General features: G+C 73.7%; 14 protein-coding genes. 9 read left to right on the top strand and 5 right to left on the bottom strand.

Annotated elements, in window-relative coordinates; genetic code table 11:
• Positions 1-293 precede the first annotated feature (293 nt).
• Genes ACIQGV_RS26175 through ACIQGV_RS26185 form a run of 3 tightly spaced genes read right to left on the bottom strand, consistent with a single transcriptional unit; the run spans position 294 to position 2,627 of the window.
• Entirely contained in the window at positions 294-1,067 is a 774-nt protein-coding gene (locus ACIQGV_RS26175) for an enoyl-CoA hydratase/isomerase family protein (protein WP_402498127.1), read from the bottom strand.
• A complete protein-coding gene (locus ACIQGV_RS26180; RefSeq protein ID WP_402498129.1) occupies positions 1,064-1,471 on the bottom strand; it encodes a Zn-ribbon domain-containing OB-fold protein in 408 nt (135 codons plus the stop codon). Before ACIQGV_RS26180 ends, ACIQGV_RS26175 begins: the two co-directional genes overlap by 4 nt.
• 7 nt (positions 1,472-1,478) lie before the next feature.
• Positions 1,479-2,627, bottom strand: coding sequence for a lipid-transfer protein (locus ACIQGV_RS26185; RefSeq protein WP_402498132.1), 1,149 nt, complete (start codon positions 2,625-2,627; stop codon positions 1,479-1,481).
• A gap of 92 nt (positions 2,628-2,719) precedes the next feature.
• Here ACIQGV_RS26185 and ACIQGV_RS26190 point away from each other — a divergent pair, with 92 nt between their 5' ends.
• The gene (locus ACIQGV_RS26190; protein ID WP_402498134.1) at positions 2,720-4,312 is read left to right on the top strand and encodes a FadD3 family acyl-CoA ligase; all 1,593 of its coding nucleotides are present in this window, start codon (positions 2,720-2,722) and stop codon (positions 4,310-4,312) included.
• Between the two features lie 72 nt (positions 4,313-4,384).
• Here ACIQGV_RS26190 and ACIQGV_RS26195 read toward each other — a convergent pair whose 3' ends face one another.
• Positions 4,385-4,576 carry a sigma-like protein gene (locus ACIQGV_RS26195; RefSeq protein ID WP_402498136.1) on the bottom strand — a complete coding sequence of 64 codons (192 nt, stop codon included), beginning with the start codon at positions 4,574-4,576 and terminating at the stop codon, positions 4,385-4,387.
• 203 nt (positions 4,577-4,779) lie between these two features.
• Positions 4,780-7,725, bottom strand: a complete 2,946-nt coding sequence (locus ACIQGV_RS26200) for a BTAD domain-containing putative transcriptional regulator (protein ID WP_402498138.1) — start codon at positions 7,723-7,725, stop codon at positions 4,780-4,782.
• Between the two features lie 187 nt (positions 7,726-7,912).
• Here ACIQGV_RS26200 and ACIQGV_RS26205 point away from each other — a divergent pair, with 187 nt between their 5' ends.
• The 8 genes from ACIQGV_RS26205 (at position 7,913) to ACIQGV_RS26240 (ending at position 19,153) form a co-directional block, all read left to right on the top strand.
• A complete protein-coding gene (locus ACIQGV_RS26205; protein WP_402498141.1) occupies positions 7,913-9,142 on the top strand; it encodes an amidohydrolase family protein in 1,230 nt (409 codons plus the stop codon).
• On the top strand, positions 9,139-10,053 hold the full coding sequence (locus ACIQGV_RS26210) for a TIGR03619 family F420-dependent LLM class oxidoreductase (RefSeq protein ID WP_402498144.1): 915 nt from the start codon (positions 9,139-9,141) through the stop codon (positions 10,051-10,053). The genes ACIQGV_RS26205 and ACIQGV_RS26210 overlap by 4 nt, the downstream gene beginning before the upstream one ends.
• Before the next feature lie 10 nt (positions 10,054-10,063).
• Positions 10,064-10,825, top strand: a complete 762-nt coding sequence (locus ACIQGV_RS26215) for an SDR family NAD(P)-dependent oxidoreductase (protein WP_402498146.1) — start codon at positions 10,064-10,066, stop codon at positions 10,823-10,825.
• Positions 10,826-10,930: 105 nt separating this feature from the next.
• Entirely contained in the window at positions 10,931-12,049 is a 1,119-nt protein-coding gene (locus ACIQGV_RS26220; RefSeq protein WP_402498148.1) for an LLM class flavin-dependent oxidoreductase, read from the top strand.
• Positions 12,050-12,163: 114 nt separating this feature from the next.
• Positions 12,164-13,894, top strand: coding sequence for an amidohydrolase family protein (locus ACIQGV_RS26225; RefSeq protein WP_402498151.1), 1,731 nt, complete (start codon positions 12,164-12,166; stop codon positions 13,892-13,894).
• Complete coding sequence (locus ACIQGV_RS26230; protein ID WP_402498153.1) at positions 13,891-15,342, top strand: aldehyde dehydrogenase family protein; 1,452 nt, start codon at positions 13,891-13,893, stop codon at positions 15,340-15,342. Before ACIQGV_RS26225 ends, ACIQGV_RS26230 begins: the two co-directional genes overlap by 4 nt.
• 328 nt (positions 15,343-15,670) lie before the next feature.
• Positions 15,671-16,519: an LLM class F420-dependent oxidoreductase gene (locus ACIQGV_RS26235; RefSeq protein ID WP_402498156.1), complete on the top strand. Its 849-nt coding sequence runs from the start codon at positions 15,671-15,673 to the stop codon at positions 16,517-16,519.
• A 48-nt stretch (positions 16,520-16,567) separates the two neighbouring features.
• Complete coding sequence (locus ACIQGV_RS26240; protein ID WP_402498158.1) at positions 16,568-19,153, top strand: bifunctional FO biosynthesis protein CofGH; 2,586 nt, start codon at positions 16,568-16,570, stop codon at positions 19,151-19,153.
• Positions 19,154-19,238 lie beyond the last annotated feature (85 nt).

Raw genomic sequence — 19,238 nt, forward strand, 5'->3', positions numbered from 1 at the left:
CCTGACCGGATGCCCGGGGCGGGGACGCGCCGGACTACCGGGAAGGGCCGTCACCCCGGCGGCCGGGGAGGCCCCGCCACGGGACCGGCTGTCGCGCCGAGGACGGGCGGCCGGGCCGCGGGGCGGTCGGCCGGGCCGTGGGACGGCCGTCGTACCGGGGCACGGAAGGGGATCCGGACGGCGGCCGTCGTCCGGGGAGCGGAGGAGCCCTCCGGCCCCCGCCGCTCACACGGCAGACGCTACGCCCGGCGGGACCCGCCCGCCACACAGCTCGGAGGGCCCTCCGGCAGGCCCTACCGGGTGCGGTACTCCCCGGGCCGCCCCCGGAACAGCTCCGCCTGCGCCCCGGCGTCCAGGTTCCCGAGCGCGATCAGGTGGGGTGCCTGCGCGAACCCCCGCGCCAGCGCCCCCTCCCGGGCCGCCCACAGTGCCCGCACGGTCCCCTGGACGGCCTCGGCGGGAGACCCGGCGACGACCCGCGCACACGCCACGGCGGCCTCCAGCGCCCCGCCCTCGGGCACGAGCTGGGACACCAGCCCGACGGCGTGCGCCCGCTGCGCCCCGATCCGTTCCTTCACCCCCATCAGGGCCATCCGCGCGACCTCCCCGTACGGCATCCGCTGGGCCATCAGCAGCGACTCGTACGCGCTGACCATCCCGTACGAGGTGTGCGGGTCGAAGAAGGAGGCGCCCGCGCCCGCGACGAGGAACTCGCACTCCCCGAGCAGATAGAAGGCCCCGCCGCACGCCATGCCCTCCACGGCGGCGACGACCGGCTTCCACAGGTCGTTCGCCTTCGGTCCGGCCCGCAGCAGCGGATCGTCCTGCATGTACGGCGACGCGGGCTGCGGCACGACGACGTCCCGGTCGATCCCGGTGCAGAACGCCCGCCGCCCGGCGCCGGTGAGCACGACCGCCCGCACCGAGTCGTCGAACCGCAACGCCCTCCAGACACCGGTGAGTTCCTCCACGGCGGTCAGATCCAGCGCGTTGAGCCGCTCGGGCCGGTCCAGTGTGACGACGGCGACCCCGCTCTCCGCGTAGGCGTCGAGACGCACGGCGCTCACGCGAGCACCCACTGCGGAAGCCCGTCCGCGAAGACGGCCCGCACCCGGGCGCCGATCCGGATGCCGTGCGGGTCCAGGGAACCGAGAGGCGCGCCCGGCCCGGTGACCAGATTCCCGACGAGCCGGATCCGGGGATGCTCCTCCAGCTCGACGACGACCACGTTGTACGGCGCCTGCGCCGCGTAGTCGGGCAGCAGGGGCGGGTGCGCGACGACGTACGACCACACACGCCCGCGTCCCGACACCGGCCGCCACTCCTGCGCGAAGGACTGACAGCGCGGGCAGCAGGGCCGGGGCGGGAAGCGGGGCTCTGCGCAGGCGCCGCAGACCTGGACGCGCAGTTCGCCCCGGGCCGCGTGCTCCCAGAAAGGGGCGCCGTCGGTGTCGGTGAGAGGGGTCAGCATGCCGGGATCAGCTCCTCAGGAGAAGGGCGGAGGTCGGGACGCCCTCACCCGCCGTGACCAGGCAGGTGGCGGCGCCGGGGACCTGCGCGGTGCTGGTGCCGCGCAACTGCTTCACCCCTTCGTTGAGGAGGTTGAAGCCGTGCACGTACGCCTCGCTCAGCCCGCCCCCGCCGGTGTTGAGGGGCAGCCGCCCGCCGATCTCCAGGGCGCCCTGCTCGGTGAAGGCGCCCCCCTCGCCCCGGGCGCAGAAGCCGTAGCCCTCCAGAGAGAGGGGGATCAGGGGCGTGAACGCGTCGTAGATCTGCGCCACGTCCACGTCCTCGGGCGTGAGGTCCGCGTGCTTCCACAGATGCCGGGCGGCGGCCCAGGACGGGCCGGTGAGCGGGTCGTCGTTCCAGTAGTTGACCATGCCGTGGTGCTGGGCGGGCAGGCCCTGGGCGGCGGAGTGGACGTAGACGGGCCGCCGGCGGCAGTCCCGGGCACGCCCGGCGCCGGTGACCACGCAGGCCAGCGCCCCGTCCGTCTCCAGGCAGTTGTCGAAGAGGCACAGCGGCTCGCTGATCCACCGTGAGGACATGTACATCTCGCGGGTGAGCGGCCGCTCGTACATCATGGCGGCCGGGTTCTGGTTGGCCCGGTTGCGGCAGGCCAGGGCGACATTGAAGAGGTGGTCGCGGGTGGCGCCGTACTCGTGCATGTAGCGGCGGGCCAGCAGGGCGATCTCGTCGACGGGCCGCAGCAGCCCGAAGGGCCGGGTCCACTGGGCCGGGGTGGGCAGCCGGCCGGCCGTGTCCGTCCAGGGCCGCGGCCCGCTGCCCCGCTTCCTGGACCGCCAGGCGACCCCCACGGTGGCCTGGCCCGCGGCGATCGCGGCGGCGAGATGGGCGACGGTGGCGCACGACCCCCCGCCGCCGTAGGGGATCCGTCCGAAGAAGGCCAGATCCCCGAACCCGACGGCCTTCGCCAGCTCCACCTCGTCCGTCTCCTCCATGGTGTACGAGGCGACCGCGTCGACCTCGCCGGGCGCGATCCCGGCGTCGTCGAGAGCGGCGAGCACGGCCCGGCAGGCGAGGGTGCGTTCGTCGTCGGGCAGACGGCGCGCGAAGGGTGTCTGGCCGATGCCGACGATGGCGGTGGCGTCCTTAATCCCGGCCATGGGCCCTCCCCGCTGACAGCTGAGCTGACGGACCGTCAGGTTAGCTGTAACCTGACGAACTGTCAGCCACGGTGGACGGGAGGCGGGTTGCCGTGAAGGACGAGTGGCGGACCATACCCGAGCTGGTGCGGTCGGCGGCCGAGCGGTACGGGGACACCGAGGCGGTGGCCGACTGCGGCGGCCGCGTCCGGGTGACCTACGCCGAACTGGGCGCCCGCGTGGAGCGCGCGGCCGCGGCCTGCCTGGCGAGAGGGGTCGACGCGGGCGACCGGGTGGCCGTCTGGGCCCCGAACTCCCTGGACTGGATCGTGGCCGCGCTCGGCGCGGTCTCGGCCGGCGCGGTCCTGGTCCCGCTGAACACCCGTTTCAAGGGCGTCGAGGCGGCGGACGTGCTGCGCCGCAGCGGAGCCCGGCTGCTGTTCGTCACCGGCACCTTCCTGGGCACGTCCTACGCGACCTCGCTGAGACGCGCGGCCGGGCAGGGACCGGGCGGCGGCCCGCTGCCGGGGCTGCCCGCCCTGGACACGGCGGTGGTGCTGTCGGAGGACGCGCCGCCGGGCTTCCTGACCTGGAAGGACTTCCTCGCGGCGGGGGAGGGGACAGCGGGCGAGGACGTCCGCTCGGTCCCGCTGGACGGCCGGTGCCTGTCCGACATCGTCTTCACCTCGGGCACGACCGGCCGGCCCAAGGGCGCCGCGATCACCCACGAGCAGTCGCTTCGGGCCTACGCGGCCTGGTCCGGCCTGGCGGGCCTGCGCCACGGCGACCGCTATCTGATCGTGAACCCCTTCTTCCACACCTTCGGCTACAAGGCGGGCGTCCTGGCCTGTCTGATGCGCGGCGCGACGATGATCCCCCAGCCGGTCTTCGGGGCGGAGACGGCCCTGGCGAACGTGGCGGCGGAACGGGTGACGGTCCTGCCCGGCCCGCCGGCCCTCTTCCGGTCCCTGCTGGACCATCCCGCACGGCGCACCTACGACCTCTCCTCCCTGCGCCTGGTGGTGACGGGCGCGGCGGTCGTCCCGCTGCGCCTGGTCGAGCGGCTGCGCTCCGACCTGGGTGTCTCGACGGTCCTGACGGCGTACGGCCTGTCGGAGGCGAGCGGCGTGGTCACGATGTGCCGCCGGGGCGACCCGCCCGAGGTGGTCGCGGCGACGTCCGGCCGGGCGATCCCGGGCGTGGAGGTGCGGGTGGTCTCCGGCGACGGGTCCGGCCTCCCGGCCGGCTCCCCGGGCGAGGTCCTCGTCCGCGGCTATGTGGTGATGCGGGGCTACCACGAGGACCCGCGGGCCACGTCCGAGGCCGTCGATGCGGCCGGCTGGCTGCACACCGGCGACGTGGGCGTCCTGGACGAGGCGGGCAACCTGCGGATCACGGACCGGCTGAAGGACATGTACGTCGTCGGCGGCTTCAACGCGTACCCGGCGGAGATCGAGCGGGTCCTGGCCCTGCACCCCGAGGTGGCGGACGTGGCGGTGATCGGCGTCCCCGACGACCGTCTGGGCGAGGTCGGCAAGGCGTACGTGGTCCGCCGCCCGGACTCCGCCCTCACGTCCGACGCCCTGATCTCCTGGTCCCGCCGCGAGATGGCGAACTACAAGGTGCCGCGGTGGGTGGAGTTCGTGCCGGGACTGCCGCGCAACGCGAGCGGCAAGGTGCGCAAGACCGACCTGCGCGGCTCCTGAAACGCCTCGGCCGCGACGGCACCCCCTCCGCGCCGCCGCGGCCGATCCCCGTCGGGACGGAAGTCCTGCGCCCTACTTCTTGCCGCCGAGGTCCAGGGCGGGCGGGGCGGGAGCGTGGTTGTCCAGGGTGACGACGGCCTCGTCCGCGGGCGGGACGGGCGCGTGGTTGTCCTTGGCGACGACGGGGCCGTCGGCGGGCGGAGCGGGTGCGTGGTTGTCCAGGGTGACGATCTCTTCGCCCTGGTTCTTCTTGGCGTCGCTCATGGGTGCGAACTCTCCCCGTTTCGAAGGTGTACTTGGCCGCCCTTGCCCGGCAACTCCCCCGAGGGCTGCCGGACAAGGGCTTCGCGAGGCTTCACCCTAAGAGGCGACTGCCTCGTGGCCGCCTGCCCCCCGACGCGACGGCCACTGCGTCGAGCATCGCAGTGGGGCATAAACAATCGATGAACGGCCCGGAGCGCAGGTCCTCAGGCTGCCGAGGCCAGTCCGAGGAGTGCGCGCACACCGGCCGCTTCCGGAGAGTCGACCTGCTCGAAGAAGGCCAGGGACTCGCGCCAGCACGCGCGAGCGCGGTCCACCTGCCCCAGCGCGTCGAGCGACCGCCCGAGGGTGGTGAGGACGTTGGCACGGATGCGGTCGCCGCCGATGCAACCGATGGCAAGAGCCTGTTCCGCATGCTGCGCGGCCCTCGCGGGCTGTTGCGCGACGAAATATGCCTGTGCGATCCGGAAGTGGGTCGTTCCCTCCCACAGGCGCTGCCGGTTCGTCCCGAACACGCGCAAAGCCTCGATCAGTTCCTCCAGGGCGTCCGAAGGACGACCGGCTTCCGTGAGAGCGAGACCGAGGGCGTAGCGGGCGTTCGCCAGACGCATGGTCAGGCCCAGCCGGTCGTAGAGGTCGATGCCTTCCTGCGCGAGCGTGATCGCGTGGACCGTGTGCCCCATGGCCAGGTGCACCCGGGAGAGGTTGCACAGTGCGCTGGCCTCAAGAGGCTGGTTGCCATCGGCCCGGGACCCTTCGATGGCGGACAGCAGATGCTGCTCGGCGTCCTTGTTGCGGCCCTGGATGAGGGCGACGATGCCCCGGTCGTTGCTCGCCCAGTACAGCGGGATCAGATCGCCGGTGGACTCGGCGAGCAGTACGGCCCGGAACGCCTCACCCTCCGCCTCGTCGTAACGCCCCGCCACCAGATGGACATTGGTCAGCGCCGTGCGGGCACGCCCTTCGGCCCGCTTGTCACCCGCTTCGGCTGCCGCGTCCCGGGCCGCCAGCGCGGCGGACTCGTACTGCTTGGAGTTGGCCCCCGACTCGCCCAGGTCCTTCGCGGCCCAGAGAAGGTCGACGCCCCGGCGCAGACGGCCGTCGCCGAACGCCTGCCGCGCGCAGGCCAGAAGACAGTTGGCCTCCGAGTAGAGCCAGTCCAGGGCCACTTGCCGGTCGTCGAAAGACAGCCCCGGATACTCGGTCGGCTCCAGATGCTCCACCAGCCGGTCCCCCGGCCGTTCGATCGCGTAGACCCTCGCCGCCGTCGCCAGATAGAAGTCCAGCAGCCGCGACAGCGCCGCGTCCCGCTCCTCGGGGGGCTGTTCGTCGCGCTCGGCGCAGGCGCGGGCGTACAGGCGGACCAGGTCGTGGAAGCGGTAGCGGCCGGGAGCCGCGGACTCCAGGAGGGACGTGTCGACCAGGGACTCCAGCAGGTCCTCGGTGTCGTCCACGCCGAGGTCCAGGACCGCCGCCGCCGCGGCCAGCGAGACGTCCGGCCCGTCGGCCAGGCCCAGCAGCCGGAACGCGCGGGCCTGCGCGGGCTCCAGCGCGCCGTAGCCCAGCTCGAAGGTCGCCTTCACCGCCAGGTCGCCCGCCTGGAGCTCGTCCAGCCGGCGGCGTTCGTCGGCCAGCTTCGCCGCGAGGACCGACACCGTCCAGGTGCGGCGCGCGGACAGCCGGGACGCGGCGATGCGGATGGCCAGCGGCAGGAACCCGCACGCCGCCACCACGTCCAGAGCGGCCTCGCGCTCGGAGCGCACCCGCTCCTCGCCCACGACCCTCGTGAACAGGGCCAGCGCCTCGTCCGGCGACATCACGTCCAGGTCGACCAGGTGGGCCCCGGCCAGGTCCACCATCCGCACCCGGGACGTCACCAGGGCCGCGCACCCGTCGGTCCCCGGCAGCAGCGGCCGCACCTGGGCCGCGTCACGGGCGTTGTCCAGCAGCACCAGCACCCGCCGGCCGTCCAGCACCGAGCGGTACAGGGCCGCCCGCTCCTCCAGGGTGTCGGGGATCGCCGAGTCGGCGGTGCCGAGCGCGCGCAGGAACGCGCCCAGCACGGTCTCCGGCTCCGCCGCCCGGGGCCCCGCGCCCTGGAGGTCCACGTACAGCTGGCCGTCGGGGAACGCCGGCCGCGCCTGATGGGCGACGTGCACCGCGAGCGTCGTCTTGCCGACGCCTCCGATGCCGGCCAGCGCCGAGACCGCCATCACGCGGCCCTCCGCCGCCGTGAGGACCGCGCCGAGCTCGGAGACGAAGGAGGTCCGGCCCGTGAAGTCGGGGACCGTCGCCGGAAGCTGCGCGGGGCGCACGGCGGCCGCGGCCGGTTCCGCGGCCGGTGCCGGCGGTTCCGCGAGCCCGGGATCGGCCCGCAGGATCCGCTCCTGGAGTTCCCGCAGTCCCGGCCCCGGGTCCACGCCCAGCTCGTCGGCGAGCAGCCGGCGTGTGTCGGCGTGCACGGCCAGGGCCTCGGCCTGCCGTCCGCTGCGGTAGAGGGCGAGCATCAGCAGCTCGCGCAGCCGCTCCCGCAGGGGGTGCGCGGCGGTGAGCGCGGTCAGCTCCGAGACGGCCTCCGCGTGGCAGCCCTGCTCCAGGTCCAGGTCCAGGCGCGCTTCGAGCAGGCCCAGCCGCCACTCCTCCAGGCGGACCCGCTGGGCCTCCGCGTACGGCCCGGGGACCCCCGCCAGGGGCTCCCCGTCCCACAGGGCGAGCGCGCGCCCGAGGAGCGACCGCGCCTCGCCGAGGTCGCCGGCCTGCCGGGCCTTCTCCGCCTCGCCGGCCAGGTCCTGGGCGACGGCGGCGTCGAGGGCGCCGTCGTCCAGGCCGCGGACCGCGTAGCCGCCGGACTCGCTGACCAGGACGCCCGCGCCCAGCGCCTTGCGCAGCCGGGAGGCGTAGGTCCGTACGGCCGCGAGGGCCTGGGAGGGCGGTTCCCCGGCCCACAGGGCGTCGATCAGCTCGGCGGCGGTGGCCGTACGGCCCTCGCGCAGCAGCAGTGCGGCGAGCAGGGCGCGCTGCTGGGGGGAGCCGGTGGCGACCGGCTCCTCGTCGTGCCAGGCGCGCACGGGTCCGAGCACGGCGAAGCGCAGCGGCGCGGGCTCGTCCGAGCCCCGACGGCGCTGCTCCGGCACTCGCGGTACCCCGTCCATCGACGTCCCCCTAGACATCCCGAACAACTCCGTCAGTTTGCCTTGTTCGCGGCGGATGCGTCAGCCGTGCGAGACGCCGATCACAGGGCGACTCGCGCCAGTACACAAAGCCCTCACATCCGGCCCGTCCGAACGTGGCCCGGCCGCGTAGCTGACGGTCCGTCAGATCAGCGCTACGGTGGCCGACATGGAGACCAACCCCGACTTTCCGCGCATCATTTCCGTCGACGACCACACCGTCGAGCCGCCGGGCGTCTGGCAGGACCGGCTCCCGAAGAAGTGCCTGGACAGCGGACCGAGGATCGTCCGGGCGCCGCTGAAGGAGATGACCTTCCTCGGCGGGCGCTTCAAGCCCGTGATGGGTGAGCCCGGAGCGACGGACGGGCCGCTCGGCGACTGGTGGGTCTACGAGGACCTGTGCCGGCCCCTGACCCGGCTCGACACCGCCGTCGGCCACGACCGCGACGAGATCCGGCTGGAGGTCATCACCTACGAGCAGATGCGGCCGGGTTCGTACGACGTGCCGGCACGGCTCGCCGACATGGACGTCAACCACGTCCAGTCCGCCCTGTGCTTCCCCACCTTCCCGCGGTTCTGCGGCCAGACCTTCACCGAGGCCGCGGACCGTGAGCTCGCCCTGCTCTGCGTGCGCGCCTACAACGACTGGATGGTGGAGGAGTGGTGCGGGCCGGACGCCCGGGGGCGGCTGATACCCCTCACCCTGATCCCCCTGTGGGACGCGCGGCTCGCCGCCGAGGAGGTCCGGCGCAACGCCGCCCGCGGGGTCCGGGCCGTCGCCTTCTCCGAGATCCCGCCGCATCTGGGCCTGCCGTCCGTGCACACCGACGACTGGGACCCCTTCCTCGCCGCCTGCGACGAGACCGGCACCGTCGTCGCCATGCACATCGGCTCCAGCAGCCGGATGCCCTCCACGTCCGCCGACGCGCCGCCCGCCGTCGGATCCGCCATCACCTTCGCCAACTGCTGCTTCTCGATGGTCGACTGGCTGATGAGCGGCAAGTTCGAACGCTTCCCCGGCCTGCGGGTGATGTACGCGGAGGGCCAGATCGGGTGGATCCCCTACATCCTGGAGCGCGCCGACGTGGTGTGGCGGGAGAACCGGGGCTGGGCGGGCGTGGCCGACAAGGTGCGCCGGCCGCCGTCGGAGACCTTCGCCGGGCACGTGTACGGCTGCTTCTTCGACGACGCCTTCGGGCTGCGCAACCTGGACGCGATCGGTGTCGGCAACGTCCTGTACGAGACCGACTACCCGCACTCCGACTCCACCTGGCCCAGGTCCAGGGAGGTCGGCGAGGCCCAGATGGCCCATCTGGACCCGGAGACGGTCACCCGGATCGTCCGCGGCAACGCCATCGACCTGCTCGGGCTCACCCCGGAAGGGCTCTGGCGGCCGTGAGGTACGGCATCCAGCTCCCCGTCCAGTCGCAGAGCACCCTCTACACCGAGCCCTGGGAGACCACGGCCGGCCCCGGGGACCTCGTCGCCGTCGCACGCGCCGCCGACGCCGCCGGGTTCGCGTACGTCGCCGTCTGCGACCATGTCGCCGTCCCGCGCCGGCTCGCGGCCGCGATGAGCACGGTCTGGTACGACCCCGTGGCCACGCTGGCCTTCCTGGCCGCGCACACGCGGACCGTACGGCTGCTGTCGCACGTGGCCGTCGTCGGGCTCCGCCACCCCCTGCTCACCGCCAAGCAGTACGCCACCCTCGACCGTCTGGCGGGCGGCCGGCTGGTCCTCGGGGTCGGGGCCGGGCACGTCAGGGAGGAGTTCGAGGCGCTCGGGGTCGACTTCGCGCGGCGCGGGGCCGTGCTGGACGAGACGATCGACGCCCTGCGCGCCGCCCTCGGTCCCGAGGAGTTCCCCGAGCACCACGGCAAGCTGTACGACTTCGGCGGCCTCGGCCAGCGGCCCCGGCCGGTCCAGCCCCGCGTCCCCCTCTGGGTCGGCGGCTCCTCGGACGCCGCCGTGCGCCGGGCCGCGCTGCGGGGCGACGGGTGGCTGCCGCAGGGCGATCCGCGGGAGCGGCTGGCCGAGCGGATCACCCGGATACGGCGGCTGCGCGAGGAGGCCGGCATCGGGGAGCCCTTCACGTTCGGCGCCATCGCCGAGCCGCTGCACATCGGCAGGCCCGCCTGGGACGTCGGGCGGCGCACCCTCGCCGGGGACCCGGAGGTGCTCGCGGAGTCCCTGCGCGCCTACCGGGCGATGGGCGTGGACCGCCTCCAGGTGCGCTTCCGCAGCCGTGGCCGCGCCGAACTCATGGACCAGATCGCCGCGTTCGCCGCAGAGGTGGCGCCACGGCTGTAGAGGAGGACCGATGGGCAAGCTGGACGGCCGGGTCGTGATCGTCACGGGCGCGGCCCGCGGGCAGGGGGAGCAGGAGGCGCGGCTCTTCCGGGAGGAGGGCGCCGAGGTCGTCGTCGCCGATGTGCTGGACGAGCAGGGGGAGGCGCTGGCCAAGGAGATCGGGGCGCTGTACGTCCATCTCGACGTGGGCACGGAGAGCGGCTGGCGGGACGCCGTGGCGGCGGCGACGCGGGCGTACGGGCGGATCGACGGGCTGGTCAACAACGCGGGCATCCTGCGCTTCAACGCCCTCGTCGACACCCCGCTGGAGGAGTTCATGCAGGTCGTGCAGGTCAACCAGGTGGGCTGCTTCCTGGGGATGAGGACCGTGGCGCCCGAGATGGCCGACGGCGGCACCATCGTCAACACCGCCTCGTGCACCGCGCTCACCGGCATGGCCGCCGTGGGCACCTACGCCGCCACCAAGCACGCCGTGCTCGGGCTGACCCGGGTGGCCGCGCTGGAGCTGGCGGCCCGGCGGATCCGGGTGAACGCCATCTGCCCCGGCGCCGTCGACACCCCGATGTCCCGGCCGGACCCGCAGGCCGGCCCGCAGGGGACGAGCCGGGCGCTGGACGGGCTGTACCGCAGGCTCGTGCCGCTGGGCCGGGTCGGGCGGCCGGAGGAGGTGGCCCGGCTGGCACTCTTCCTGACCTCGCAGGACTCCTCGTACATCACCGGTCAGCCGTTCGTGATCGACGGCGGCTGGCTGGCGGGCGTCACCGTCGTCTGAGCGGCCGCCGCCCCTTGACCATCCAGGGCGGCGGTGCCAGAGTCACGAATCTGACGGACCGTCAGAAAGAGAGAGCGGAACCTCGAACCGGGACGGTGAACCTCCGTGGAATTCGGGCTCTTTGTACAGGGATACGTCGGCAAGCGCGCCGAGACCGACCCGCTCGCCGAGCACAAGGCGCTGATGGAGGAGACCGAGTACGTCATCCAGGCGGACCGCTCCGGGTTCAAGTACGCCTGGGCCTCCGAGCACCACTTCCTGGAGGAGTACTCGCACCTGTCCGCCAACGACGTGTTCCTCGGCTACCTCGCACACGCCACCGAGCGCATCCACCTCGGCTCCGGGATCTTCAACCCCCTCGCCCAGGTCAACCACCCCGTGAAGGTCGCCGAGAAGGTCGCCATGCTCGACCACCTCTCCGAGGGGCGCTTCGAGTTCGGCAGCGGGCGGGGGGCCGGCTCGCACGAGATCCTCGGCTTCCTGCCCGGCATCACCGACATGAACCACACCAAGGAGATCTGGGAGGAGACGATCGCCGAGTTCCCCAGGATGTGGCTCCAGGACGAGTACCCCGGCTTCCGGGGCAAGCACTGGTCGCTGCCGCCGCGCAAGATCCTGCCCAAGCCGTACGGGGCCTCGCACCCGGCGATGTGGTACGCCGCCGGGTCCCCGCCCTCGTACGCCATGGCCGCGCGCAAGGGCCTCGGGGTGCTCGGGTTCAGCATCCAGAAGGTGTCCGACATGGAGTGGGTGCTGGACCGGTACAAGACGGCGATCGTGGACGCGGAACCGGTCGGGGACTTCGTCAACGACAACGTGATGGTGACGACCACGGCGATCTGCGCGCCCACGCACGCCGAGGCGATCGACATCGCGGTCGCCGGGGGGCTGCACTACCTGCCCTCCCTGGTCTTCCGCTACCACGACACCTTCCCGCGGCCCGAGGGCTTCCCCGTCTGGCCCGAGACGCTGCCCCCCTACACCCCGGAGTTCGTCGAGGTGCTCATCGAGGAGGAGCTGCTGATCTGCGGCGACCCGGACGAGGTGCGGCGCCAGTGCGAGCGGTGGGAGCGGGCGGGGGCGGACCAGCTGAGCTTCGGGCTGCCGGTGGGGGTGCCGAAGGAAGCGACGCTCCAGACCATCCGGCTGATCGGTGAGCACGTGATCCCGAAGATCGACACGGATCCCGTGCACCGCACCACACGGTTCCGCCGCGGGGCCTGAGCGGTCGTCGGAGGGTGCGGGTGATCCGTGGCCGCCCGCGCCCGCGTGGCGGCAGCCGCATGCCGGGCAGAGCCCCGCGCCCCTGGGCAGGCACATCCGAGGGAGTGAAGATCCATGCTCGATCACGTCATCTCCGGCGTCACCGTCGTCGACGGGACCGGGGCACCCGCCTTCACCGCCGACGTCGGCCTTCTCGACGGGCGTGTCGCCAGGGTCGGGAGGATCACCGAGGAGGCCCGCGGCCGGGAGGACGCCTCCGGGCTGGTCCTCGCGCCCGGGTTCGTCGATCCGCACACGCACTACGACGCCCAGCTGTTCTGGGACCCGTACGCCACCCCCTCCCTCCACCACGGCGTGACCACCGTCGTTGCCGGGAACTGCGGGTTCACCCTGGCCCCGCTGGACCCCGCCCGCCCCGAGGACGCCGCCTACACCCGGCGGATGATGGCCAAGGTGGAGGGGATGTCCCTGGTCGCCCTGGAGGAGGGGGCACCCTGGACCTGGCACACCTTCGGGGAGTACCTGGACGCCCTCGAAGGCCGGATCGCCGTCAACGCCGGTTTCATGGCCGGGCACTGCGCGCTGCGGCGGCACGCCATGGGCCCGGACGCGACCGGCGGGCAGCCCTCCGCCGGACAGCTGGAGGCCATGGTCCGGCTGCTCCACGAGGCCATGGAGGCCGGCGCCTGGGGCCTGTCCACCACCCAGTCCGCCACGCACTCCGACGGCGACGGCCGGCCGGTCGCCTCCCGCCACGCCCGGCCCGGGGAACTGCTCGCCCTGGCACGGGCGGTCGGCGAGCACGAGGGCACACAGATCGAGGCGATCGTGGCCGGCTGTCTGGACAGGTTCAGCGACGCGGAGATCGACCTGCTCGCGGAGATGAGCGCGGCCGCCGGCCGGCCGCTCAACTGGAACGTGCTGACCGTGGACGCGGCCGTCCCCGATCGCGTGCCCCGCCAGCTCCTCGCGAGCGAGCGGGCGCGCAAGGCGGGCGGCCGGGTCGTCGCCCTGACCATGCCGATCCTCACGCCGATGAACATGTCGCTGGGCACCTTCTGCGCGCTGAACCTGATCCCCGGGTGGGGACCGGTCCTCGGGCTGCCGGTGCCCGAGCGCATCCGGCGGCTGGGCGACCCCGCCGTACGACGGGAACTGCTGCGGCACGCCCGCTCCGAGGAGGCCGGCGTCTTCCGGCGGCTCACCGACTTCGGGCGGTACGTCGTCGGCGACACCTACAGCGACCGCAACGCCGGACTGACGGGCCGGGTCGTGGGCGACATCGCCGAGGAGCGCGGACAGGACCCCTTCTCCTGCCTGGTGGAGATCTGCGCCGCCGACGGACTGCGCACGGTGCTGTGGCCGATGCCCACCGACAACGACCCCGCCTCCTGGGCGCTGCGCGCCGAGACCTGGCGGCACGAGGACGTGCTGCTCGGCGGGTCCGACGCGGGCGCGCACCTGGACCGGATGTGCGGGGCGCCGTACACCACCCGGTTCCTCGGCGACTGTCTGCGCGGCCGGCGGCTGACCGGGCTGGAGGAGGCGGTGCGGATGCTGACCGACGAGCCGGCCCGGCTGTTCGGGCTGCGGGAGCGGGGCCGGATCCGGGAGGGCTTCCATGCCGACCTCGTGCTCTTCGACCCGGAGCGGATCGACGCGGGCCCGGCCACCCTGGTGCACGACCTGCCGGGTGACAGCCCGCGGCTGGACTCCCGGGCGCTCGGGGTGCGGGCCGTGTGGGTCAACGGGGTCGAGGCGGTCCGGGAGGACCGGGTGACCGGGGCGGTGCCGGGGAAGGTGCTGCGGTCGGGCCGGGACACCAGGACGGTGGCGACCAGGTGAGCGAGGAGCAGCGGCTGTTCGTCGGCGGTGCGTGGGTGGAACCGGACGGCGGGCACTACGAGGTCGTCGACCCGGCGACCGAGGAGACCGTCGGACGGGCGCCGGAGGCGTCCCGGGCGCAGGTGCACGCGGCCTGCGCCGCGGCCCGCGAGGCCCTCGGGCCGTGGTCGCGCACGCCGGCGCAGGAGCGGGCGGCGGTGCTGGCCCGGGCCGCGGACCTCGTGCGGGACCGGGCCGCGGACCACACGCGTCTGGCCCGGGCCGAGACCGGGGCGACCACCGCGACGGCCCGGGCCATGCAGGTCGGGGTGGCCGTGGCCCGGCTGCGCCGGTACGCCCGGGTGGAGCCCGCCGAGTGGGCGATCCCGCCCCAGGTCAACGAGGCCGGGCCGATGGGGAGGGCGGCCGTCTTGGGGGCCCTGGCGATACGGCAGCCCGTGGGGGTCGTCACCTGCGTCACCTCGTACAACAACCCCTGGGCGAACGCGGCGGGGAAGGTCGCGCCCGCGCTCGCCATGGGCAACACGGTGGTGGTGAAGCCCGCCCCGCAGGACCCGCTGTCGGTGTACCGGATGGCCGAGGCGCTCCAGGCGGCGGGTGTCCCGCCGGGCGTGGTGAACGTGGTCTCCGGGCGGGCCGTGGCCGTCGGCGAGGCGGCCGTGGACTCGCCGGACGTCGACATGGTCAGCTTCACCGGCTCCACGGCCGTGGGGCGGCGGATCGCCGAGGTGTGCGGCCGCGGCATGAAACGGCAGCTGATGGAGCTGGGCGGCAAGGGCGCGGCTCTCGTGTTCGACGACGCCGATCTCGGCGCGGCGGTGACCGGCATCGGCACGACGTTCTCCTTCTACAGCGGGCAGATCTGCACCGCGCCCACGCGGGTGCTGGCGCAGCGCGGGGTGTACGAGCGGCTGGTCGAGCAACTGGCGTCCTACGCGGGCAGGCTGACGGTCGGGGACCCCGGGGATCCGGGCACCGTCGTCGGGCCGGTGATCTCCGCCGCGCACCGGGACCGGGTCGAGGCGTACGTCGCGCTGGGGCGCAAGGAGGGGGCCGTGGTCGTCGCCGGCGGCGGACGCCCGGCGTCCGAGCGGGGGTTCTACGTCGCCCCGACCCTGCTCGCCGACTGCGCCCACGACATGCGGGTGGTCCGCGAGGAGATCTTCGGGCCGGTGGTCGTGGTCGTCCCCTTCGACGACGAGGACGAGGGTGTCGCCCTCGCGAACGACTCGGACTACGGACTGATCGACTACGTCTGGTCCGCGGACGTGGCGCGGGCCTTCCGGGTGGCCCGCCGGCTGCGCGCGGGCGGGGTCGGGGTGAACACCGTCGGCCGCAACATGGAGGCCCCGTTCGGCGGGTTCCGGCTGAGCGGCGTCGGCCGTGACTGCGGCTCGTACGCCCTGCACGCCTACAGCGAGGTGCAGTCGGTGGTGTGGCCGGGATGACGCGGGGGCCGGGGCGGGGAGCGGAGCCGGGCCGGGGGCCGGCGCGGGGACGGGCGCCGGCGCGGGGACGGGCGCAGGCGTCGGGGTCCGTGCCGGGGTCCGTGCCGGGGCCGGGACGCGTGCCGGGGTCCGTGCCGGGGCCGGGACGCGTGCCGGGGTCCGTGCCGGGGGCCGGGACGCGTGCCGGGGTCCGTGCCGGGGTCCGTGCCGGGGTCCGCGCCGGGGCCGGGATCCGTGCCGGGGCGCGTCCCGGGGTCCGTGCCGGGATCGCACAAGATGCCGACTGGTCGGTATGGACAGATGGGGCGCGGCCCGGTAGAGATGGGACATGCGTATCGCCGTCACCATCTTCCTCACCGACGAGACGATCACCCCGGCCCGGCTCGCCCGTGAGCTGGAGCAGCGGGGCTTCGCCGGGCTGTATCTGCCCGAGCACACCCACATCCCCGTCGAGCGGACCACCCCCTATCCCGCGGGCGGGGAGCTGCCGCGCGAGTACGGCCGCACCCTCGACCCGTTCGTCGCGCTCGGCCAGGCGGCGGCGGTGACCGAGCGGCTCGGGCTGGGCACCGGCATCACCCTGGTCGCCCAGCACGACCCGATCGTCCTCGCCAAGCAGGTCGCCACGCTGGACCATCTGTCCGGCGGCCGCTTCACCCTGGGGCTGGGATTCGGCTGGAACGTGGAGGAGGCCGCCGACCACGGAGTCGCCTGGCGCACCCGGCGTGACCTGGTCCGCGACCGGATGCGGCTGATGCAGGCCCTGTGGGCGGACGAACCGACCGGCTACGACGGCGAGTTCGGCGGGGTGCGGCCGAGCCACGCGCACCCCAAGCCGGCGCAGAAGCCGCGCGGCCGGATCACCGGCCCGCGCACCCTGGTCGGCGGGGCGGCCGGACCGAAACTGTTCGGCCACATCTGCGAGTACGCCGACGGCTGGCTGCCCATCGGCGGGCGCGGCCTGACGGAGTCGATGCCGGTGCTGCGCTCCCTCTGGGCCGACGCGGGCCGTGACCCGGACGCCCTGCAGGTGGTGCCGTACGCCGTCCACCCCTCGGCGGGCAAGCTCGCGCACTACGCCGAACTCGGCATCGAGGAGGTCGTGGTGCAGCTTCCGCCCGCCGGGGAGGCCGAGACGCTGCGTGTCCTGGACGGGTTCTCGGACTTCCTGAACTGACCCGGGCCGAGCAGTCTGCGCTGATCAACGCGACCGTATTCTCGAAGGATGACGACTTCCGCGACCTCCGGAACCGGACCGACCGAGAACTCCCTGCGTCGCGCCCTCAGACGCGCCCGTGACGGCGTCGCCCTGGACGTCTCCGAGGCGGCCGTCCTGCTCCAGGCCCGCGGCGAGGCCCTCGACGACCTCACCGCGTCCGCCGCGCGGGTGCGCGACGCGGGCCTGGCGGCGGCCGGCCGCCCCAGCGTCATCACCTACTCGAAGAGCGTCTTCATACCCCTGACCCGGCTGTGCCGGGACAAGTGCCACTACTGCACGTTCGTCACCGTCCCCGGCAAGCTGCGGCGTGCCGGGCACGGGATGTTCATGTCGCCGGACGAGGTCCTCGACATCGCCCGCAAGGGCGCGGCCCTCGGCTGCAAGGAAGCCCTGATCACCCTCGGCGACAAGCCGGAGGACCGCTGGCCCGAGGCGCGCGAGTGGCTCGACGCGCACGGCTACGACGACACCATCGCCTACGTCCGCGCCATATCCGTCCGCATCCTGGAGGAGACGGGGCTGCTGCCCCACCTCAACCCGGGCGTCATGAGCTGGACCGACTTCCAGCGGCTCAAGCCCGTCGCGCCCTCCATGGGCATGATGCTGGAGACCACCGCGACCCGGCTGTGGTCCGAGCCGGGCGGCCCGCACCACGGCTCCCCGGACAAGGAACCGGCCGTGCGGCTGCGGGTGCTGGAGGACGCGGGCCGCTCCTCGGTGCCCTTCACCTCAGGGATTCTGATCGGCATCGGCGAGACCTTCGAGGAGCGCGCGGAGTCCCTCTTCGCGCTGCGCAGGATCGCCCGCGCCCATCACGGCGTCCAGGAGCTGATCATCCAGAACTTCCGCGCCAAGCCGGACACGGCGATGCGCGGGATGCCGGACGCCGAACTCGACGAACTGGTCGCCACGGTGGCCGTCGCCCGGCACGTCATGGGCCCCTCCGCGTGCCTCCAGGCCCCGCCGAACCTCGTCGACGCCGAGTACGAGCGGCTGATCGGCGCCGGCATCGACGACTGGGGCGGGGTGTCGCCCCTGACCATCGACCACGTCAACCCCGAGCGCCCCTGGCCGCAGATCGAGGAGCTCGCCGAGCGCTCCCGGGCCGCCGGGTTCGAGCTGCAAGAACGCCTGTGCGTGTACCCGGAGTTCGTGCGGCGCGGCGAGCCCTGGCTGGATCCGCGGCTGCGCCCGCACGTGGCCGCGCTGGCCGACCCTGAGACCGGGCTCGCACGGCCCGGCGCGCTGCCCGTGGGGCTGCCGTGGCAGGAGCCGGAGGAGGCGTTCGTGCCCTCCGGCCGCACCGACCTGCACGCCACGATCGACACCGAGGGCCGCACCTTCGACCGCCGTGAAGACTTCGACGAGGTCTACGGCGACTGGGACGCCCTGCGCGAGGCGGCCGCGCCCGGCATGGTCCCCGAGCGCATCGACACCGACGTGCGGCAGGCGCTGCGCACGGCGGCCGACGACCCCACCCGGCTGACCGACGCCGAGGCCCTCGCCCTGCTGCACGCGGACGGGCCCGCGCTGGACGCGCTGTGCCGCATCGCGGACGACGTGCGCAGGTCGGTGGCCGGGGACGAGGTGACGTACATCGTCACGCGGAACATCAACTTCACCAATGTCTGCTACACCGGCTGCCGGTTCTGCGCCTTCGCGCAGCGGCGCACCGACGCCGACGCCTACACCCTGTCCCTGGAGCAGGTCGCCGACCGCGCGCAGCAGGCGTGGGACGTGGGCGCGGTCGAGGTGTGCATGCAGGGCGGCATCCATCCGGACCTGCCGGGCACGGCGTACTTCGACATCGCGCGGGCGGTGAAGGAGCGGGTGCCGGGCATGCATGTGCACGCCTTCTCCCCGATGGAGGTCGTCAACGGCGCCTCGCGCACCGGTCTGTCGATCCGCGAGTGGCTGACCGCCGCCAGGGAGGCGGGCCTGGACTCGATCCCGGGCACGGCGGCGGAGATCCTCGACGACGAGGTCCGCTGGGTGCTGACCAAGGGCAAGCTGCCGGCCGCCACCTGGATCGAGGTGATCACCACCGCGCACGAGCTGGGCATCCGCTCCTCGTCGACGATGATGTACGGCCACGTCGACCAGCCCCGCCACTGGCTGGGGCATCTGCGCACCCTCGCGGGGATCCAGCGGGAGACGGGCGGCTTCACGGAGTTCGTGACGCTGCCGTTCATCCACACCAACGCGCCGGTGTACCTGGCGGGCATCGCGCGGCCGGGGCCGACGATGCGGGACAACCGGGCGGTCACGGCGATGGCCCGCCTCCTGCTGCACCCGTGGATCCCCAACATCCAGACGAGCTGGGTCAAACTCGGCGCCGAGGGCGCGGCCGAGATGCTGCGCTCCGGGGCGAACGACCTGGGCGGCACCCTGATGGAGGAGACGATCTCCCGCATGGCGGGCTCCTCCTACGGCTCCTACAAGTCGGTCAAGGACCTGGTCGCGGTCGCCGGGGCCGCAGGCCGTCCGGCCCGCCCCCGCACCACGCTGTACGGCGAGGTCCCGCAGGAGCGGCAGGCGGCCGCGGCCGCCTCGGACGGGCATCTGCCGGAGCTGCTGCCGGTGCTGGACTGAGCAGCCTTAACCTGTCAGTACGATGATCCGACCCGGCGGCCCTGGTGAGCCGCCGTGGCTGCCCGAGCGACTGAGGAGAGCGCCC

It is taken from the genome of Streptomyces sp. NPDC093094, assembly GCF_044754345.1.
Taxonomy (GTDB): domain Bacteria; phylum Actinomycetota; class Actinomycetes; order Streptomycetales; family Streptomycetaceae; genus Streptomyces.

What these genes read in the sequence shown, in the direction of transcription:
- ACIQGV_RS26180 (WP_402498129.1), bottom strand. Translation starts at nt 1,471, where the DNA reads ATGCTGACCCCTCTCACCGACACCGACGGCGCCCCTTTCTGGGAGCAC.
- ACIQGV_RS26185 (WP_402498132.1), bottom strand. Translation starts at nt 2,627, where the DNA reads ATGGCCGGGATTAAGGACGCCACCGCCATCGTCGGCATCGGCCAGACA.
- ACIQGV_RS26195 (WP_402498136.1), bottom strand. Translation starts at nt 4,576, where the DNA reads ATGAGCGACGCCAAGAAGAACCAGGGCGAAGAGATCGTCACCCTGGAC.
- ACIQGV_RS26200 (WP_402498138.1), bottom strand. Translation starts at nt 7,725, where the DNA reads ATGGACGGGGTACCGCGAGTGCCGGAGCAGCGCCGTCGGGGCTCGGAC.
- ACIQGV_RS26205 (WP_402498141.1), top strand. Translation starts at nt 7,913, where the DNA reads ATGGAGACCAACCCCGACTTTCCGCGCATCATTTCCGTCGACGACCAC.
- ACIQGV_RS26215 (WP_402498146.1), top strand. Translation starts at nt 10,064, where the DNA reads ATGGGCAAGCTGGACGGCCGGGTCGTGATCGTCACGGGCGCGGCCCGC.
- ACIQGV_RS26225 (WP_402498151.1), top strand. Translation starts at nt 12,164, where the DNA reads ATGCTCGATCACGTCATCTCCGGCGTCACCGTCGTCGACGGGACCGGG.
- ACIQGV_RS26235 (WP_402498156.1), top strand. Translation starts at nt 15,671, where the DNA reads ATGCGTATCGCCGTCACCATCTTCCTCACCGACGAGACGATCACCCCG.
- ACIQGV_RS26240 (WP_402498158.1), top strand. Translation starts at nt 16,568, where the DNA reads ATGACGACTTCCGCGACCTCCGGAACCGGACCGACCGAGAACTCCCTG.